General features: G+C 38.2%; 15 protein-coding genes. 6 read left to right on the top strand and 9 right to left on the bottom strand.

Translation table 11 applies throughout. From position 1 onward, the window contains the following. Positions 1–91 precede the first annotated feature (91 nt). Positions 92–370 (bottom strand): DUF1289 domain-containing protein, encoded by a 279-nt coding sequence (locus tag AC21OH_RS10080; protein ID WP_487370045.1) that lies wholly within the window; start codon positions 368–370, stop codon positions 92–94. 184 nt (positions 371–554) lie between these two features. On the opposite strand from AC21OH_RS10080, the gene AC21OH_RS10075 reads away from it, so the two are divergent. The 3 genes from AC21OH_RS10075 to AC21OH_RS10065 all read left to right on the top strand — a co-directional run bounded on the left by AC21OH_RS10075 (position 555) and on the right by AC21OH_RS10065 (position 4,083). Further along, positions 555–1,220, top strand: coding sequence for a YqiA/YcfP family alpha/beta fold hydrolase (locus AC21OH_RS10075; protein WP_487370044.1), 666 nt, complete (start codon positions 555–557; stop codon positions 1,218–1,220). Positions 1,221–1,409: 189 nt separating this feature from the next. Further along, a complete protein-coding gene (gene parE, locus AC21OH_RS10070) occupies positions 1,410–3,299 on the top strand; it encodes a DNA topoisomerase IV subunit B (RefSeq protein ID WP_487370043.1) in 1,890 nt (629 codons plus the stop codon). Between the two features lie 112 nt (positions 3,300–3,411). Beyond that, entirely contained in the window at positions 3,412–4,083 is a 672-nt protein-coding gene (locus tag AC21OH_RS10065; protein WP_487370042.1) for a lysophospholipid acyltransferase family protein, read from the top strand. A 168-nt stretch (positions 4,084–4,251) separates the two neighbouring features. Here the strand turns inward: AC21OH_RS10065 and AC21OH_RS10060 are convergent, their stop codons facing one another. Both AC21OH_RS10060 and AC21OH_RS10055 read right to left on the bottom strand, forming a co-directional pair. Then, on the bottom strand, positions 4,252–4,938 hold the full coding sequence (locus AC21OH_RS10060; RefSeq protein WP_487370041.1) for an SDR family NAD(P)-dependent oxidoreductase: 687 nt from the start codon (positions 4,936–4,938) through the stop codon (positions 4,252–4,254). 276 nt (positions 4,939–5,214) lie between these two features. Then, on the bottom strand, positions 5,215–6,786 hold the full coding sequence (locus AC21OH_RS10055) for a mechanosensitive ion channel (RefSeq protein WP_487370040.1): 1,572 nt from the start codon (positions 6,784–6,786) through the stop codon (positions 5,215–5,217). Between the two features lie 740 nt (positions 6,787–7,526). Here AC21OH_RS10055 and bamJ point away from each other — a divergent pair. After that, positions 7,527–8,282, top strand: coding sequence for a BamJ family beta-barrel-assembly machinery protein (bamJ, locus tag AC21OH_RS10050; protein WP_486536776.1), 756 nt, complete (start codon positions 7,527–7,529; stop codon positions 8,280–8,282). A gap of 341 nt (positions 8,283–8,623) precedes the next feature. On the opposite strand, the gene argA is transcribed toward bamJ, so the two are convergent. After that, on the bottom strand, positions 8,624–9,946 hold the full coding sequence (gene argA / locus AC21OH_RS10045) for an amino-acid N-acetyltransferase (RefSeq protein WP_486536777.1): 1,323 nt from the start codon (positions 9,944–9,946) through the stop codon (positions 8,624–8,626). A 398-nt stretch (positions 9,947–10,344) separates the two neighbouring features. Between argA and AC21OH_RS10040 the strand changes: the two genes are divergently transcribed. Beyond that, the gene (locus tag AC21OH_RS10040; RefSeq protein ID WP_486536778.1) at positions 10,345–10,917 is read left to right on the top strand and encodes a hypothetical protein; all 573 of its coding nucleotides are present in this window, start codon (positions 10,345–10,347) and stop codon (positions 10,915–10,917) included. Between the two features lie 259 nt (positions 10,918–11,176). Here AC21OH_RS10040 and AC21OH_RS10035 read toward each other — a convergent pair whose 3' ends face one another. Then, entirely contained in the window at positions 11,177–12,283 is a 1,107-nt protein-coding gene (locus AC21OH_RS10035; protein WP_487370039.1) for a patatin-like phospholipase family protein, read from the bottom strand. Then, positions 12,276–13,163 carry a CBS domain-containing protein gene (locus AC21OH_RS10030; RefSeq protein WP_486536780.1) on the bottom strand — a complete coding sequence of 296 codons (888 nt, stop codon included), beginning with the start codon at positions 13,161–13,163 and terminating at the stop codon, positions 12,276–12,278. The genes AC21OH_RS10035 and AC21OH_RS10030 overlap by 8 nt, the downstream gene beginning before the upstream one ends. A gap of 261 nt (positions 13,164–13,424) precedes the next feature. Here AC21OH_RS10030 and AC21OH_RS10025 point away from each other — a divergent pair, with 261 nt between their 5' ends. After that, on the top strand, positions 13,425–14,636 hold the full coding sequence (locus AC21OH_RS10025) for a lipoprotein N-acyltransferase Lnb domain-containing protein (protein WP_487370038.1): 1,212 nt from the start codon (positions 13,425–13,427) through the stop codon (positions 14,634–14,636). A 188-nt stretch (positions 14,637–14,824) separates the two neighbouring features. On the opposite strand, the gene AC21OH_RS10020 is transcribed toward AC21OH_RS10025, so the two are convergent. The 3 genes from AC21OH_RS10020 to AC21OH_RS10010 all read right to left on the bottom strand — a co-directional run bounded on the left by AC21OH_RS10020 (position 14,825) and on the right by AC21OH_RS10010 (position 16,404). Next, complete coding sequence (locus AC21OH_RS10020) at positions 14,825–15,532, bottom strand: metal-dependent hydrolase (protein WP_487370037.1); 708 nt, start codon at positions 15,530–15,532, stop codon at positions 14,825–14,827. 49 nt (positions 15,533–15,581) lie between these two features. Then, positions 15,582–15,875, bottom strand: a complete 294-nt coding sequence (locus AC21OH_RS10015; RefSeq protein WP_486536783.1) for a 4a-hydroxytetrahydrobiopterin dehydratase — start codon at positions 15,873–15,875, stop codon at positions 15,582–15,584. 241 nt (positions 15,876–16,116) lie between these two features. Next, a complete protein-coding gene (locus AC21OH_RS10010) occupies positions 16,117–16,404 on the bottom strand; it encodes a GNAT family N-acetyltransferase (RefSeq protein ID WP_487370036.1) in 288 nt (95 codons plus the stop codon). Positions 16,405–16,580 lie beyond the last annotated feature (176 nt).

Here is a 16,580-nt window from a genome sequence, read left to right as displayed (position 1 = left end):
TTTGTTTGGGTGGGTTTTCTATGTCTTTTAACTAATATGTATGGGTACACAATGCCATAAGCCAAACAATAACTTATTCATATAGAAAAAACTAACTCTCAAACAAATCATCAAATAAATTGCCAACTTCAACCTCTTGTTCAAAGTCCAACTCCATTTGCTGTTTTTGACGAATCCGCATGTGCTCTATTCTCTTCTTACGGCCTGTAATTAGTCTTAGAACCTCTCTCTTTTCTTCATTACTCAATTTCAACCACAATTGACGCTCGTGACGGCTACGTAGACAGCCAAAGCAATAGCCTTTTTTATTGCTTTGGCAAATCCCAATACAAGGGTTCTCAATTTCAAATAGTTCAATTTGATCCAACATAAAACGATATACCGTCTATAAGTCTTATAAAAAAGGTCCTCAGCCTTTTAAAAGCTAAAAGGTCGAAGTTAGGTCATATCTGTTGCCAGTGTAACCTTACGTGGAATATTCAATTTTAGCACGATTTCTTTCTCGCTTACATTCATGATAATCTTCATCGATTGCTATTGATAAAGGATTAAACATGAAAATTATATATATTCATGGTCTTGATAGTTCATCTAACTCAATGAAAGGTTTATTACTTGAGAAATATTGTCGAATCTATCATTCTGATATTGAAGTTGTAAGACCAGATTTGAATCAATCGCCTGAGAAGGTTTTCAGTAAGCTTTGTGAGTTAGTAAGTTCAGATGCTGGGACTGGACCACCTTCTATGCAAACTCTTGTTATAGGGAGCTCATTAGGCGGCTACTTTTCAAGCTTACTTAGCAATGAGACAGGATGCCCTGCAGTATTACTAAACCCGAGTACTAGGCCTCATGTAAGCTTACAACGCTTTGTAGATGATATGTGTCAAAGTAATGATCAAAATAATAATGATAGCGTTCAAAACGGCGTACAAAATAATGAGAAACAAGAAGTAATTTATAAAACCATAGGGGGATGGCATATAACTTTTGCTGATTTAGAATGGTTCAATTGCCATAAGCTAGAACAGATTGTATATCCTAAAAAAGTTATTGCGATTATTAAAGACGGTGATGAACTATTAGATCCTAATATTTCTACAAAATTTTATCGTTCTCAAGGAGTTCAAGTGTTTTTACAACCAGGAGGAGATCACCGTATGACAGACTTTGAACAGCAGCTACCATCGATATTGGAACGTATTCAAACTTTATTATAGTAAGACTATTAGATCGATTAGAAGCGGTCTTAGAATATATCAAAGACAATATTTAAAAGCGTAACATTAAGCTTTGTTGTTTTTTTAACGACAATTACTGTCGTTAATATCGTCTATATCCCCATACGAAGCAGTATATTCGTTATAATATGCAGATAAGTATTAGCTAGCTAAGCAAAGGAAATAATAGTGAGTAATTACACCGCACAGTCACTTGAAGTGTTAGAAGGGTTAGAGCCAGTACGCCGTCGCCCTGGTATGTATACCGATACCACGCGTCCTAATCATCTTGCGCAAGAAGTTATTGACAACTCAGTAGATGAAGCATTAGCAGGTCATGCTAAAACTATTAAAGTACAGCTACACGACGATGGCTCATTGTCAGTCGAAGATGATGGCCGTGGTATGCCCACCGATATTCATCCAGAATTTAATCAAACGGGTATCGAGATTATTCTGACTCGTTTGCACGCTGGAGGTAAATTTAATACGAGCAATTATCAAGTCTCTGGCGGTTTACATGGTGTCGGTATATCCGTTGTTAACGCGTTATCAAAACGAGTAGAAGTAACGGTATGGCGTGATGGCACGCAATATGACATTGCTTTTGAAAATGGCGCACCTGTTACCAAGCTTACTGAGTCAGTCAGTTCTAATAAGCGAAAAAAAGGGACTAAGGTCCGCTTTTGGATTGATGAAAGTTTTTTTGATACCCCCAAGTTTAGCGTAAAACAGCTAAAACATAACTTAAAAGCAAAAGCGGTATTAGCAGCTGGGCTCACCATAGAATTCTATGACGAAGCTAACAAAGATAAAGTAGTGTGGCAGTTCACCGATGGGGTCGTTGAGTATTTAAGTGAACAGCTAGATGGTCTTGAAACCCTGCCACCAGAACCTTTTTACTTTAACTATGAAGCCAAAGATGGCGAGCGAGCTGGCGTCACCTTCGCGCTCTCTTGGCTTCCTGAAGGCGGTAATCCGATTCAGGAAAGCTACGTGAACTTAATTCCTACTGCGCAAGGCGGAACACACGTTAATGGGTTGCGCACTGGAATCTTAGAAGCGCTGCGAGAGTTTTGTGATATACACAATTTACTACCGCGAAATGTCAAACTCACTGGAGAAGATATTTGGGATGGTGTGAACTATATTCTATCTCTTAAATTTTCAGAGCCACAGTTCTCAGGTCAAACTAAAGAGCGGTTATCAAGCCGCGAAGCAGCAGCTGCGGTTCAAGCTCAAGCCAAAGATGCGTTTAGTTTATGGTTAAATCAGCACGCTGAATTAGGAACACAAATAGCTGAATTAGCAATTTCAAAAGCTGGAAAAAGATTAAAATCTGCAAAGAAAGTAGCCCGTAAAAAAATCACTCAGGGTCCAGCATTACCTGGAAAACTTGCCGACTGTCGAGGCGGTGTGCGTGATGGTGCTGAGCTATTTTTGGTAGAGGGTGATTCAGCGGGGGGTAGTGCTAAGCAGGCCCGTGATCGTCATTTTCAAGCGATTTTGCCCCTGCGTGGTAAGATTTTAAATACGTGGGAGGTATCGCCTGATACCGTGCTTTCAAGTCGCGAGATTCATGATATTGCGATTGCTATCGGCGTAGACCCCGTTTCCGATGATTTATCGGAGCTGCGCTATGACAAAATTTGTATTTTGGCCGATGCAGACTCTGATGGATTACATATTGCGACCTTAATCTGTGCATTATTCGTCAAGCATTTTCCGGCATTGGTTGATGCAGGACACTTGTTTGTGGCTATGCCGCCCTTATATAGAATAGATATCGGTAAAGAAGTACATTATGCACTAGATGAATCTGAAATGACGCATATTTTGAGCAAAGTGTCTGGAAATAAAAAACCTCAGATTACACGATTCAAAGGATTGGGAGAGATGAGCGCGGAACAATTGCGTGAAACCACAATGAATCCAGATACACGTCGGTTGGTTCAACTGGATATGGATGATATGCAGCTAACAAGTAGTATTATGGACATGTTATTGGCTAAGAAAAGGGCTTCAGATCGAAAGTCTTGGTTAGAGCGTAAAGGTGACCTTGCCGAGATAATGGTCTAGTACTATTTGTTACTAATAAAATCCTGTCACTAATAGAAATTTGTCACTAATATAAACCTAGTATGGCCTTGATTACTTTTCTAACTAAAAAAGATAGTAGGGATGCACGCAAATGTCTAATAAGAAATCAAAAATAGATTTGGCTTCAAAACGAAAGCAATTAAAAGCGGCTTTTTTAGGGGATAATATTCCAAAGCGTGGTGGTCATCTATCGCCCAAAGTTGGTAAGACGCTATTACGTCTTTTTGGTTGGGAAGTACTAGGTGAGATACCTAATGTTAAAAAAGCAGTCGTCATAGGGCTTCCTCACACCTCAAATTTCGATGGATTATATGCCATACCAATGATATTAGCATTGGATTTAGATTTGAAAATAATGGGTAAAGACAGTTTGTTTAAAAGTTCTATAACGTCCAAGTTTTTTAAATGGGCAGGAATCATTCCTATTAATCGCAGTAATAAGGGCTCTGTTTTACAGGCAAGTATAGAACGAATGAAACAAAGCGAGTCTTTATTCTTAGGGCTGGCGCCTGAAGGTACAAGAGGCTATACAGATAAGCTTAAGTCGGGTTTTTATTATATTGCTAAAGAAGCAAATGTACCCATTATTCCGGTTGCGATGGATTACAAAACTAAAGAATTACGGTTTATGCAGGCAATATATGTGACAGATGATTTTGATGCCGATATGGACAGGATTCTTTCGCAATATGAAGGTGTCGCACCTAAATACCCTAAAAATATGTCAAAGCAGCTTAAAGACTATACTGAAGACAGAGGGTAATCTATTATCATATTCCGATTAATACAAAAACACTTTCCAGTAGTTTGAAAGTGTTTTCTATTGTCTTAACCATATTATAATTAGCAATCTTTGTTTTACTTATATTTGTCCTACCTATACATTGTTGTTTGATTTATTGTTGTTTGACTCAACGATTGCTATTATTCTTTAGTAATCTGTTTGCCGATTAAGACTCAAGCCGCCGTCAACGGGCAAAGTTACCCCCGTTAATTGGCGATTATCCTCATCTGCTAAAAAAGTAATAGATTCAACGGCATCTTCTAATTCGATGGGCTGAGCTAACGGACTTTGCTGCGTAAACTCACTGAGTTTATCACCATCGATACTGTCTTTTATAGCGCCGACAACTACCGCATTAATTCGTATGCTCTGCAAAGCGTATTGATACGCGTGTTTTTTTATGTTTTTCTCTACTTTTTGTATCAGCTCATAATAATTGGGCAGACTCCACTCTTTTTCACTGTTAGGCAGTGCATAAACGTCTACTATATTACCTTGGGTTTGACTCAGTTCTGAGACTAAGGGCGCCTCCATAGTAAAATTGGTATTAATATTGATGACCCCATCTATATGCTGATATCTATCTACTACATAGTCTACTAACTTTTTAGCTTGATCATGGTTTGTAATGTCTGAGGTAACTGACAAATGATTGCCTGCATTGATCCAAGTATGGTCTTCAGGCAATTCATCTGCTGTAGCACTTAACTTTTTATCATCCATTCCAATCAATATAATGATAGCGCCTTCTCTAGCCAGTCGCATGGCGGTCGCATGACCAAGCTCTGAATCTGCGCCAGTAATAATGATAATTTTATTATTAAATCTTCTCATGTTTAGAACCCGTGATTGATAGATAAATAGATAATGTATATATATAGATTTTGACAACAAATAATGTCTATAGCAACCATATTAATAGAAGGATAAGTAACTTCGCGTTTTAGATTAATAAAAGATAAAATAAATAAAGCATGCTCATATTAACGATATTTAACTTCAAATATTTGATTAAATAATAATATAAAAAAAAGGCAGCTTAGCGCTGCCTTAATTATTTAAATAAATACGATTAAATGCTATTGAATTGATAACTAAATGAATAACAAATTAAAGATCATCAGAACCTGGAACTGAAGGCTCATTACCTGAAAGGGTAGTAATTGAAGGCTCTTCACCTGTTTTAGTTTCAGTATCTGCAATTACTTTTTTAGCTTTAGCTTTAGTCGCTTCTGTCTCAGCTTTGTCTTGAAGCTTACGCAATAAACGTGCTGCGGCTTCACGACCACCTAAACCGAAAGATAATGCAAAGGCTACTGCCACTGCACCTAGAGTTAAACCAAAGGCTAGATTTACAATTGAATCAGCAATACCCATTGCTTTTAGACCCATAGCAAGTACAAGGCCCATGATAAGAACACGAACGATATTCGCTAAGAATTGTGACCCTTTATCAGAACGTTCAACCACACCAGCGATGATGTTAGCTAACCAGAAGCCAATAAATAGGATAATTGCGCCTAAAATAATATCAGCACCAAAAGCGATAAACATAGTGATGATACCGCTAATTTGTTCAAAACCTAGTAGATCTGCAGCTAAAATACTTGCAAACAACATAGCAAAGAAAATAATTGCGTGACCTACTAGATCTGAGACTTTAGTCGTACCCATTGCACTATCAAGACCAACTTTAGCAGGAAGTCTATCAACTGTTGTATTCTCTAATAACCCTTTAACCACATTAGCAACCATTTTCATAATGAAGTAAGTGATTACTAAAATAGCAGCTGCTGTAAAGATATTAGGTAAAGCATCTAAAATCTTGTTCAACATGTTAGTTGCTGGGCGAGAGATAACTTCAATTTTCAGCGTATCAAGAGCAATAATGATTGAAGGTATAATAACTAACAAGAATGCTAGTGAACCTGCAATATTAGGAAGGCTGTTTTCACGATTATTACTAATACCTGCTTTTTCAGCGAATCCTTGTAAATTTAAGCTTGATACCATGTTAGTAACGATACCACGAACAATCTTGGCAACAATATAGCCTACGAAGAATACAACAGCGGCCAAAAAGATGTTAGGGATATAGCTAACTGCTTTATTAACCATATTGGTTAATGGAGCAAATAGACCATCAAGTTTTAGCTGACCTAAAACGATAACTAAAACGAATAGTAAAATAACCCAGTACACCATATCTGCAATGGTATTACTCATTGGCTGAACACCAGCCTCAGCGGTTAGTTTTTCATCCAAAGATGTTTTTGATAGGGCGGCATTGATTGCTGTACGCGCAACAGTAGCCACAACCCAACCTACAACACCAACAACAGCAGCACCAATAAGCGTTGGAACGAATGTGATGACACTATCGATCATATTAGCAAATGGTGTAGAAATCGCAGTCAGGTTTAGCATACTTAATGCACCAGCAATGGCCATTAAAAATATAAACCAAAAAACCACTTTAGATACTAAGTTCTCTAAATCGTAAGACTTACCAGTTGAAGAGTTCATACGCTGGTTTAAGTTTGCACGAGATAATAGATTACGCACAACACCACCCAGTGCCATAGCGATCAACCAACCGATAACAAAGACTAATATAGCGGCGATAATAGAGCCTATTGGCCCTGTAAAATTTTCGTTAAAATTAACAAACATGTTGTCCATGCTGTCTCTCCTGTAAAGTAATAGAAAAAAGTAGGAAACCCACTCAAATACGAACTTTTATAATATTTCAAATCTATCAGCTTCATCATTCATAAAATAATTTAAACCCTCACCATTAAAACCTATTGAGAAGGCAGCACAAAAACATGCTAATCTTCACAAACAATAAGATAAGTGCTATGGAAAATTTGTGAATAACTTCATTAAAAAAAGTTAAAACAACCTAAAAAATTAACTAAATTTAACAAATTATGGTTAAAAAAATTAATGGTTTTGAAACTGCTAATAATTGTTGTCCTACTGTATAGTATTCATAAATAATAATAAACCGATATAACAAAGAGTTGTTTAAATTTATGTAAGGTATGCGGGTTATTTTTACATTTTCTATACAATAGAATTAAGATTTAACATAGGCATATAGTTTAATTATAATTCTGATGCTATTATTATCGCTTATATTATATAAAATTATAACAAAGTTTTAATGCTTATAGGTCTGTTTTAAAGCTAATAGACTTTGAGTAAATGCTAATAGATCTTGAATAAAGAACAACGTTTATAGTTGTTAAAGAACAGAACTACGTAATTACAATAATCCGTTTGTAAATCCAATACTTTTAATAACCTCTTAACTTGTATAACCTTAATTACAGTACTTTTTATTTAAATACTTTACTTTTAACTCTAAGACTTTTAACCTCAATTCACTTATTCTTTAATTTAACAGAGATCGATTTATGAATAAAACACTAGCCTCAAAGGCAATTGCCGTAACACTTCTTAGCTCTATGGCTTTAGCTTGTGCTAATAATGGAAATAATCCTGAGGCAAATGGCACCGTTGCTACCGTTACTGAAAACAGCTCAGAGCTTGAGAAAGTAGGCTATAGCATTGGTTATATGATGGCTGAAGGTAACAAAGAAATGGTTGATGACCTTGACTTAGATACCTTTGAATTAGGGTTTAGAGATGCTTATAACGATATAGAAGCGGCATTGACTGAAGAACAAATGCAAGAAGTTGTTATGAGTTATCAGCAGCGCAAACAAACAGAAATGATGGAAAAAATGCAACAAGCTGCTGTTGTTAATAAGCAAGAAGGCGACAAATTTTTAGCGGATAATGCGACAAAAGAAGGTGTTAAACAAACTGATTCTGGATTGCAGTATAAAGTATTGACTGCAGGCTCAGGTAAGTCACCAACGGCAAGTGACATGGTTAAGATCAACTATGAAGGTAAATTAATTGATGGTACCGTGTTTGATAGCTCCTACGATCGTGGTGAGCCTGTTGTATTCCCTGTCCAAGGAATGATTCCTGGATTTAGTGAAGGTTTAGAGCTTATGAAAGAAGGCGGTACTTATGAGCTTTATATTCCTGCAGACCTTGCTTATGGCGAAACAGGTAGCCCTGGTATTGATCCAAATAGTACCTTAATCTTTAAAGTTGAGATGCTAGAAGTTAATCCTAAAGATGCGCCTGCTATACAGTAAATGCTTAAATTATAGTAAATGCTCGAATTATAGTAAAAGCTCGAATTATAGTAAAAGCTGTTACTTAAGTGTTTTAAGTGCTTAAATCTAAGTATAGTCGGCGAACTTATAAAGAGTCACGGTGTTAACCTCGTTAAGCCTACCCTAGTAGTACTTGCACTCGGTTGCCTTGTGACTACTTTAAAGTTCTTTGACTATATTTAACTTTAGATTAGATCTAAAAAATAAAAGCCTGCAATGATGCAGGCTTTTTTATATCAGAAATTTAATAAAATAATAGTTAGTGAATTAAGATACAGTATTGTATATAGTCAGCGAACTACTAAATGGTAATGTCACGTTTAAAGCGTCTTTTTAAAAATTTTGGAATTGCGACCGTTATGATAAGCAGTTTTGCGCGGCTCAGGTAGAGCGTCTGCAGCGACTTCTTCAAATCCTTGTTCAACAAACCAGTGTGCGGTACGCGTCGTCAATGCATACAAAGTATGACGCCCATGACTGCGTGCCTGCTGCTCTAAGAATGCTAATAAATCTGCACCGCGGCTGCCATTTCTATAGTCTGGATGGATAGCAATTGAAGCCACTTCTGCAGAATACTCATCAAGAGGATGCAGTGCTGCGCAGCCTAGTATCATCCCATCGCGTTCAATCACACTATACGATTCTATTTCTTGTTCAAGACGTTCACGTGATCTTTGAACTAAAATCCCCTGTTCTTCTAAGGGAGATAAAAGCTCAATAAGCCCCACCACATCATCAATATTAGCGTGGCGTATTTCCTCATAAGGGTCGTGGCTAATAAGGGTGCCAGAACCATCACGGGTAAATAATTCTTCTAATAGTGCGCCATCTTGAGCATAGGAGATAATATGCGTGCGATGAATACCTTCACGGCAAGCTTGACCAGCGCAGTGTAAAAAATGATAAATCTCGCGGCTCAGGTCGCGGTCGCGTAAAAAACGATCAACTTCATTAGGTATCATGGCATGAAGTAATCGACCTTCTTCGTTTATACCGGTTTCACCACCTAAAAATATCAATTTATCAGCATCTAACGCTATAGCAGCTTTTAATGCCACATCTTCACCCAGTAAGTTAAATACCTCACCTGTGGCTGAGTATCCCATTGAGCCAAGTACCACAATATGATTGTGAATGAGATTGTTTTTTATCGCTTCAACATCGATTGAGCGGACCTCTCCAGTCATTTGGTAATCCACACCATGACGAACTCCATATGGCCTGGCAGTCACAAAGTTACCTGAAACGGCGTCAATACGTGAACCGTACATGGGTGAATTAGCCAGACCCATTGAAAGCTGGGCTTCAATTTGCAAACGAATAGCGCCAACTGCCTCTAATATTGCTGGCATGGCTTCTCTCGGCGTGACACGAATATTGTTATGTAGGGGAGATTCTATATTTAAACCGTTTAGGTTTTTTTCAATTTGTGGCCGAGCCCCATGAACCAATACCAAATTGATACCTAAGCTGTGCAAGAGCGCAAAGTCATGAATTAAGTTGCTAAAGTTTGAGTGATTGACCGCTTCACCACCAAACATAATGACAAATGTCTTACCTCGATGTGTGTTGATATAAGGGGCGGAATTACGAAACCAATGTACATAATCAGGCGTTATTCGTGGCATGGCAGTATCTTTCATAAAAAATCACAGAAGAGAGCGGACTAAAAGCCTAAGATTATAGGCGTTAATTAAAGCTTTAACGATAACAAAAAATCATAACTTGAGCCATCTTTATTTTACAGTAAGGGCTTAGAAACTGACTTAATACAGATAATTACGCGAATTTGTCGTAGTATTAATTAGTAAGGGTGTTAATTCTAGTAAAGCCGTTGTAGCCTATAGTCGTTACTATTGAGTCGTTACTATAGAGTTGTTACTGTGAAACGACACCACTCCAATTTTAAGCTCGAAAACTATTTTTAAGCTCAAAAACTATGTAAGTGTGGTCTGGTCTTATGCTATAGACTAAATGCATTAAACTTAATACAAAAGACTGATTTTAAAATAAATCTAATCATAATAAGGAAGCCGAATTTATGAACCTTAATCTATCATCTACTCAACCTACCTCAAATTTGTTAGGCGGTTTTGCATTGGCATCAACATTGTTAATGGGTAGCATCAGCGCTCATGCGATGCTACCGACACCTGAACCAGAGCTCAATAATCCAAGCAGTATACAGAACGCTCAAGCTATTGGGACTAATAACACCGCTACAAATATTGAAACCCGTACAGTCGCTGCTTTGGTAAGTGTTGATTCGCAAGGGCGTGCAGTACTACAGCCAGTTAGTGCTAATACACGTTTGCGCAAAGGGAACGTCATCGAGTATCACAGCTACTTTACTAATAAAAGCACGGATCGAGTGGGTTCGATGGATGTTTATATGAGTATTCCTAATGAGGTGAAGCTATTGGGTGAAGTTGTACCGAATACAGCTGAGGCGAGCATTGATGGGACTAACTTTAACCATATGCCTTTACGAGGCCGAATTGGTGGTGAGCTTAAAGAAGTACCTTTAGAATACTATAAAAGTTTACGCTGGACTATTGAGGGTCTTGGCGTTGATGAGACCGCTGTCGTTAAGTACCGTGCATTGGTTAGATAGTCTCATAAAGTTATTTCTAAAAAAAATAACCCACGGCACTGCTGTCGTGGGTTATTTTTTTATCTAAGCTTTTTTAGTGAATAGCTCTTAAACGAATAGCGCTTTAATGACTGACTCTTTAACGACTATCGCTTTATGGGCCTAGCATTTTATGGGACTATCATTATATGGAAGTAGTATTTTGTGTAAAGGCACTTTATCGAATAGCCTTCCAAAGAAACCACTTTATAGAAAGCATTTTAGCGACTGACACAGAACTTTAGTTTCTTCGATGTTTTATCTGAGCTTCTTCAATGCCATCAATAATAGCCGGTAGATGCTTAAGTACAGCCGCTTCACCTGCGGCAATGGCTTCGGCACGATCTGATGTGTTTAAAGGACCGATACGAGAAACCTCTGGTCTAATAATGATATCAGCCCGCGATATCTCATCTTTGTTCTGCTGATAATAGTCGTGAAAATTGGGATTGTTATTGAAACTTGAGTTGTTTTTGGATTCATTCAGATAAGTAGTGTAACCTTGCTCAAGTAGTGTCCATAAGGTTTTGTCACTCATACTTAGTCGTAGGTTATTTAGTAGTGCTGAACTAACGCTTTTTTGAGAAGTTGGTCCCGTATTTACTTGTAGATCAACCGCAATTATCATGTCAGCGCCTAGCGAACGTGCCGTATCAACAGGCACGATGCTGACGACACCCCCATCTATGTACTTTTTACCAATAACGTTTGAAGTAGCTGGATCAGGTATGCGCGGTGCAATAAACAAGTTAGGTACGCTACTTGAGGCTTGAACAATAAGACCTGCTTCTCCTTTATTAAACACCGCTTTTTTATAAGTATGTTTCTCAGCTGCCACCGCTGCAAACTGAATGGGGAAGGATTCGATAGGTAAATGATTTACCTGATTGTTAACAAATTGTCGCAGTTTTTTGCCTTCGATAACCCCTTGATAGGACAAGGTCAAATCTGTTAAAGCGCTATCGGGCGTGTTTAGTGCTAAGCGTTCTAACTCAGCAGCAGATTTGCCACTGGCATATATACTACCCACAAAGCTACCCACACTGGTACCCACGACAAGATCAGGGGTTATGTTGTTCGCCTCCAAAGCTTTAATTACGCCAATATGTGCAAATCCCTTAGCACCGCCGCCGCCGAGTACCAAGGCAATTACGGGTGCATTTAAAGGCTCATTGTCCAATACAGGTACTGAGCTTGCTGATGTAGGAGACTCAGTGGCCACTGAGGAGCAGGCACTGGTCATTAAGGTTGCTACTACCGCTACGAATGCTATTATTATGGTTTTAATAATATGAGCATAGGTAGTGCAACCATATGTAATACGAATATTGGTCACGTAACTAATCAATTAAGGGCGCCTCATCTAAAGGGGTTAACTCTAAAGCTTTTATAAATCTACCATCAACATCAATGACAGATATCTGCCATCCTTGCGTCGTGACTATTTCGCCTTCTAAATCACCAACATCACCAAGTTCTTGCATCACAAGGCCACCCATAGTGTCGACATCGGTATCATCAAATAAAGTGTGCAGCTCTTCATTACAGTCTTCAATCAATGTTGATGCTTGAACAATCCATGTATTTGGTTTATCGGGATGCGCAATAATGTTATTGATGTCACTGTCTTCATCAAAGTTGTCGTGCTCATCAACAATATCGCCAACAATCTCTTCTAATAGATCTTCCATAGTCACCACGCCAACCATATTGCCAAACTCATCAACCACAACAGCCATGTGCACTTGCGTACGCTGAAGAGAGCGAAGCAAAGTATCAGAGCGTGCGGTTTCGCTGATATATAAGGGTTGACGTACCAAAGACTTTAAGCGAAAAGAGTTGATGTCTTGTTCTTTATCACGGACTAAATTTACCAGCAGAGGAATCAGGTCTTTACCTAGTAAGATGCCTATGACGGCGTCATCATCCTGACTGTCAAAAACAGGATAACGGGAATGGCTGGTATCAAGAATCATATCCATGATGTCTGTCAAACTGTCGTTTTCATGTACGCCTTCAACCTGTGGTCGTGGCGTCATGATTTCACGAACTTGAGTGGCGGGCAAGTCAAGAACACCCTCAAGCATATCTACAGTATCAGGTTCTAAAAACTGGCGAGAATCTTGTACAAGCTTAATAAGCTCGTCTCGGGTTTCAGGAGCGGTGTTAAGCCAGCGTTTCAATCCTCGCATGGACCAACTGGAGTTACCAGAGTTATCATCGGACATGGATAAGTTTTACCTCGTATCGTAATTTAATGTTCTCACTGTATCCCAAGGCACAGCGATATTCAACGCCAAACCCCAGTATTTTGTCTGCAAATTTGTATTGTCACTGTGACGCTTTACTGCTAAGTGTCAACGGCTGGTATAAACTGACGGTTTTGATCATTCATTAAATGACTTATTGATTAATTTTATTAGATGACTAATTAACATATTAATTAAAATATTGACTAACGTATTGTATAGCTGAGGAAGTAATAAACGATGCCGAGTTCAAGTAAGCCACTGACTAAACGCTTACTACCAACACCGTCACCCATGTCACGTCTTGGGACATCACTAATTAAAACAGTTGTGTCATCAATAATACTATTATGTGGGGTGTGGGCAGGTCTGGTACTGTGGGTACATTTGGGATTCAATTCAATTTTAAAATGGCTGGCTGTGCTGCTCGTTTCCGCTTTAACTGTGTTCTTATTACGAGGGTATTATAAACGTTTTGCTACCTTTTTAAAGTGGCTTATGGGTGCAGCCGTACTGTGGCTAATGCTACTGGCATGGTTTATATGGTTGCCTGCAAAAGATAGTAGACCGTGGCAAGCTGAGGTAAGTAAAAAAGTCACCTATACTCAAGATGCCAATAATCCCAATCTCATAACGCTAAAAAATGTACGTGATTTTGAATGGAAACGTTCAGAACATAGTCAAACTCTAGTCCAGCCAAATGAGCCCTATTATTATAAAGTAGCTAATAAAACCTCCGTTGAAGGGGAGCGAATCGATGTGGTCACTAACGAGCGCTGGACCGAGCGTACTGTAGATCTAAATAAATTAAGTGGTGTGGATATCATCAATTCCTACTGGATGGGTAAGCCGATTGGGCATACTTTATTAAGCTTTAGGTTTGAAGATGATCGGCCATTAAGCTTCTCTATAGAGATTCGTAAAGAAGAAGATGAGTCGTTTTCTGCATTTGGCGGGTTTGTCAAACAGTTTGAAATGGTATTGGTGGCCTCCGAAGAGCGCGATATGGTATATACGCGCTCAAACATACGCGGGGAGCAAGTGTATATGTTTCCAATTGAAAACATCTCCCGCGAACAGACACGCGAATTTTTTACCAACTATTTACAGCTTGCTGACGCGCTAAATAAGGAAGCCACTTGGTATAACACGCTTGTTAGAAATTGTACGACAGTGCTTTTTAACTTTGCACGTGCCGCCACTGATGGACAGTTTCCGCATGATATCCGAATATTAGTCTCAGGCTATGTGCCAAACTATTTGTATGACAATAATTTGCTACCGAATACTAGTTGGTACATAAAGGAGTGGTATGAAAAATCTCATATCAATCCAAAGGTTGCTAATCTGAGCAATAGTGAGAATAACAATAGTTACCGTTATTCTGAGCTCGTTCGTCAAGGTTTACCCATACCTGAACTGCTACCGGAACTGGCGGAATCACAGCCTTAAATCTACGAGTCTACTGTTACTAATTTACATACTAATCTACTGCTACTAGTCTGCTTCTACTAGCTTGACTGTAAAGGTAAAAAGCTAATACTTAAAAGCCATTATCCTAAAAATACGATACTGACTTAAAGCGTTAAAGCCAGCCATTAAACTAAGCATTAAAGCCAGCCATTAAGCTGAGCCAAAACTTAGCGCTTAAGCACCTCTGGCAGTAAAGAGTCTTTGAGCAGCCACCACGTTATGGGATCAGAGACTTTATTTGTAAATGCCTCAACAGGGGGCGAAATAAATATAAATAGAAATAATATAGCGTATAAACCCAAATAGTAAAATCGCTGCGAATCTTTGTAAAACTTCATAGCGGTACCAGAGGAGCGCTTTAGGCGGTTATTCAATAAATCAACGCTATATACCTCATCCAAACTCAAATGAATCATTGAGCCTATAAATAAGAACACCCCATAAAACCAGCTGGTAGCCGACGGAGTATCTAATAGATAATAGTTGAAACTGACTAAAGCAAGCGCCAATGCTGCCATATAAGGTACTGAATGAATAATACCGCGATGTGTGGTTAATTTTGCAAATAAGGCAAAGATTGCATAACGTACAAACACATATCCTGCTACCCATAACAGTACCATTGATAATAGCGATAATTCACTTCGCCAATGAATCACCAATGCAAATGCCAGCGCCAGAGATAATAGGTTAAACCCCATACGTGTAGGCGTCGAGTTATCTGAATCGATATCAGGTAACAAACCACCAATCGTACCTATGAGTACACATACCAAGAATTCATTTGAATCAATAAGACCAGCTTTATAAATTGCCAAACCCAAAACCGCACTGACAGCAAAGCCGCCAGTGAGGTGGGTATTAAAATTTGCCACAGAATATTAGCCTACGAATAATTAGAGTTGACTCAGAATGCTATAGAGATTAAGACGCCTTAGAAGAAGCAATTTGCTGCATACGTTTTGCCAAACGAATATCATGGCTAGATATGCCTCGCAGATCATGGGTAGTCAATCGTACATGAACTTTATTGTAATAGTTGCGCCAGTCAGGATGATGCTCAATATCCTGAGCGTGAAAAGCGGCTTCCATCATAAAGCTTATGGCTTCTACAAAGTTGTTAAATTCAAACGTTTTAACAATGGCATTGCCATCTCTTGTCCAGCCTTTTAGATCTTGTAGCTGTATTTCTATTTGAGAATCTGTCAAGTGACTCATTTAACTCTCCCACATAATTCTGTCAGGCTAAAAAAAGATAATCCCTTTGATGGATACAATTATGGATATGAATATATATATGATGATACTAAAAACCAATCAATCAAATAATACAAATATGTAATGCAAAATAAGATTGGAATACAAATTATATTGTATCTTTAAACTTCCAAATAATCACGATTTAGTTGATACCACTATAAAGTTTGCCTTTTAGCAAAAGCCCTTTTATATTCTGATTTTATTGTTCTACAAGATCTTTGAATTTTTCGGGATGTTTATTAATATAAGATGCCACAAACGAGCATTGCGGAACCACCTTCTTATCATTCTCCTGTGCATATTCTAGAGCATGTTGTACTAGTGACGAACCGATACCTCGTCCTCCTAACGCTTTGGGAACAATGGTATGGTCATAAACAATAACATCGCCTTGATTTTGGTAGCTAATATAACCTGTATGACCCTCTAGGGTAGTTTCAAAGCGGTTCTCTTGCGTATTATGTCGTATATCTAAAGAAGTAGACATGCGTATCTCCTGATTGAATATATCGAATAATTTAGTTCAATTATTTAGTTTAATAATAAGTATATTTAACATTGTCAAACGGTACATGGTAATTTACTTTACTAGTGGTATATATAATAAGGTGTATCAGACACGATGTCTGTAGACGTTATATAAACATATTCTTAAAACTCTTC

Source organism: Psychrobacter sp. CX10 (assembly GCF_057621575.2).
This window is presented reverse-complemented; position numbering and strand designations above follow the sequence as displayed.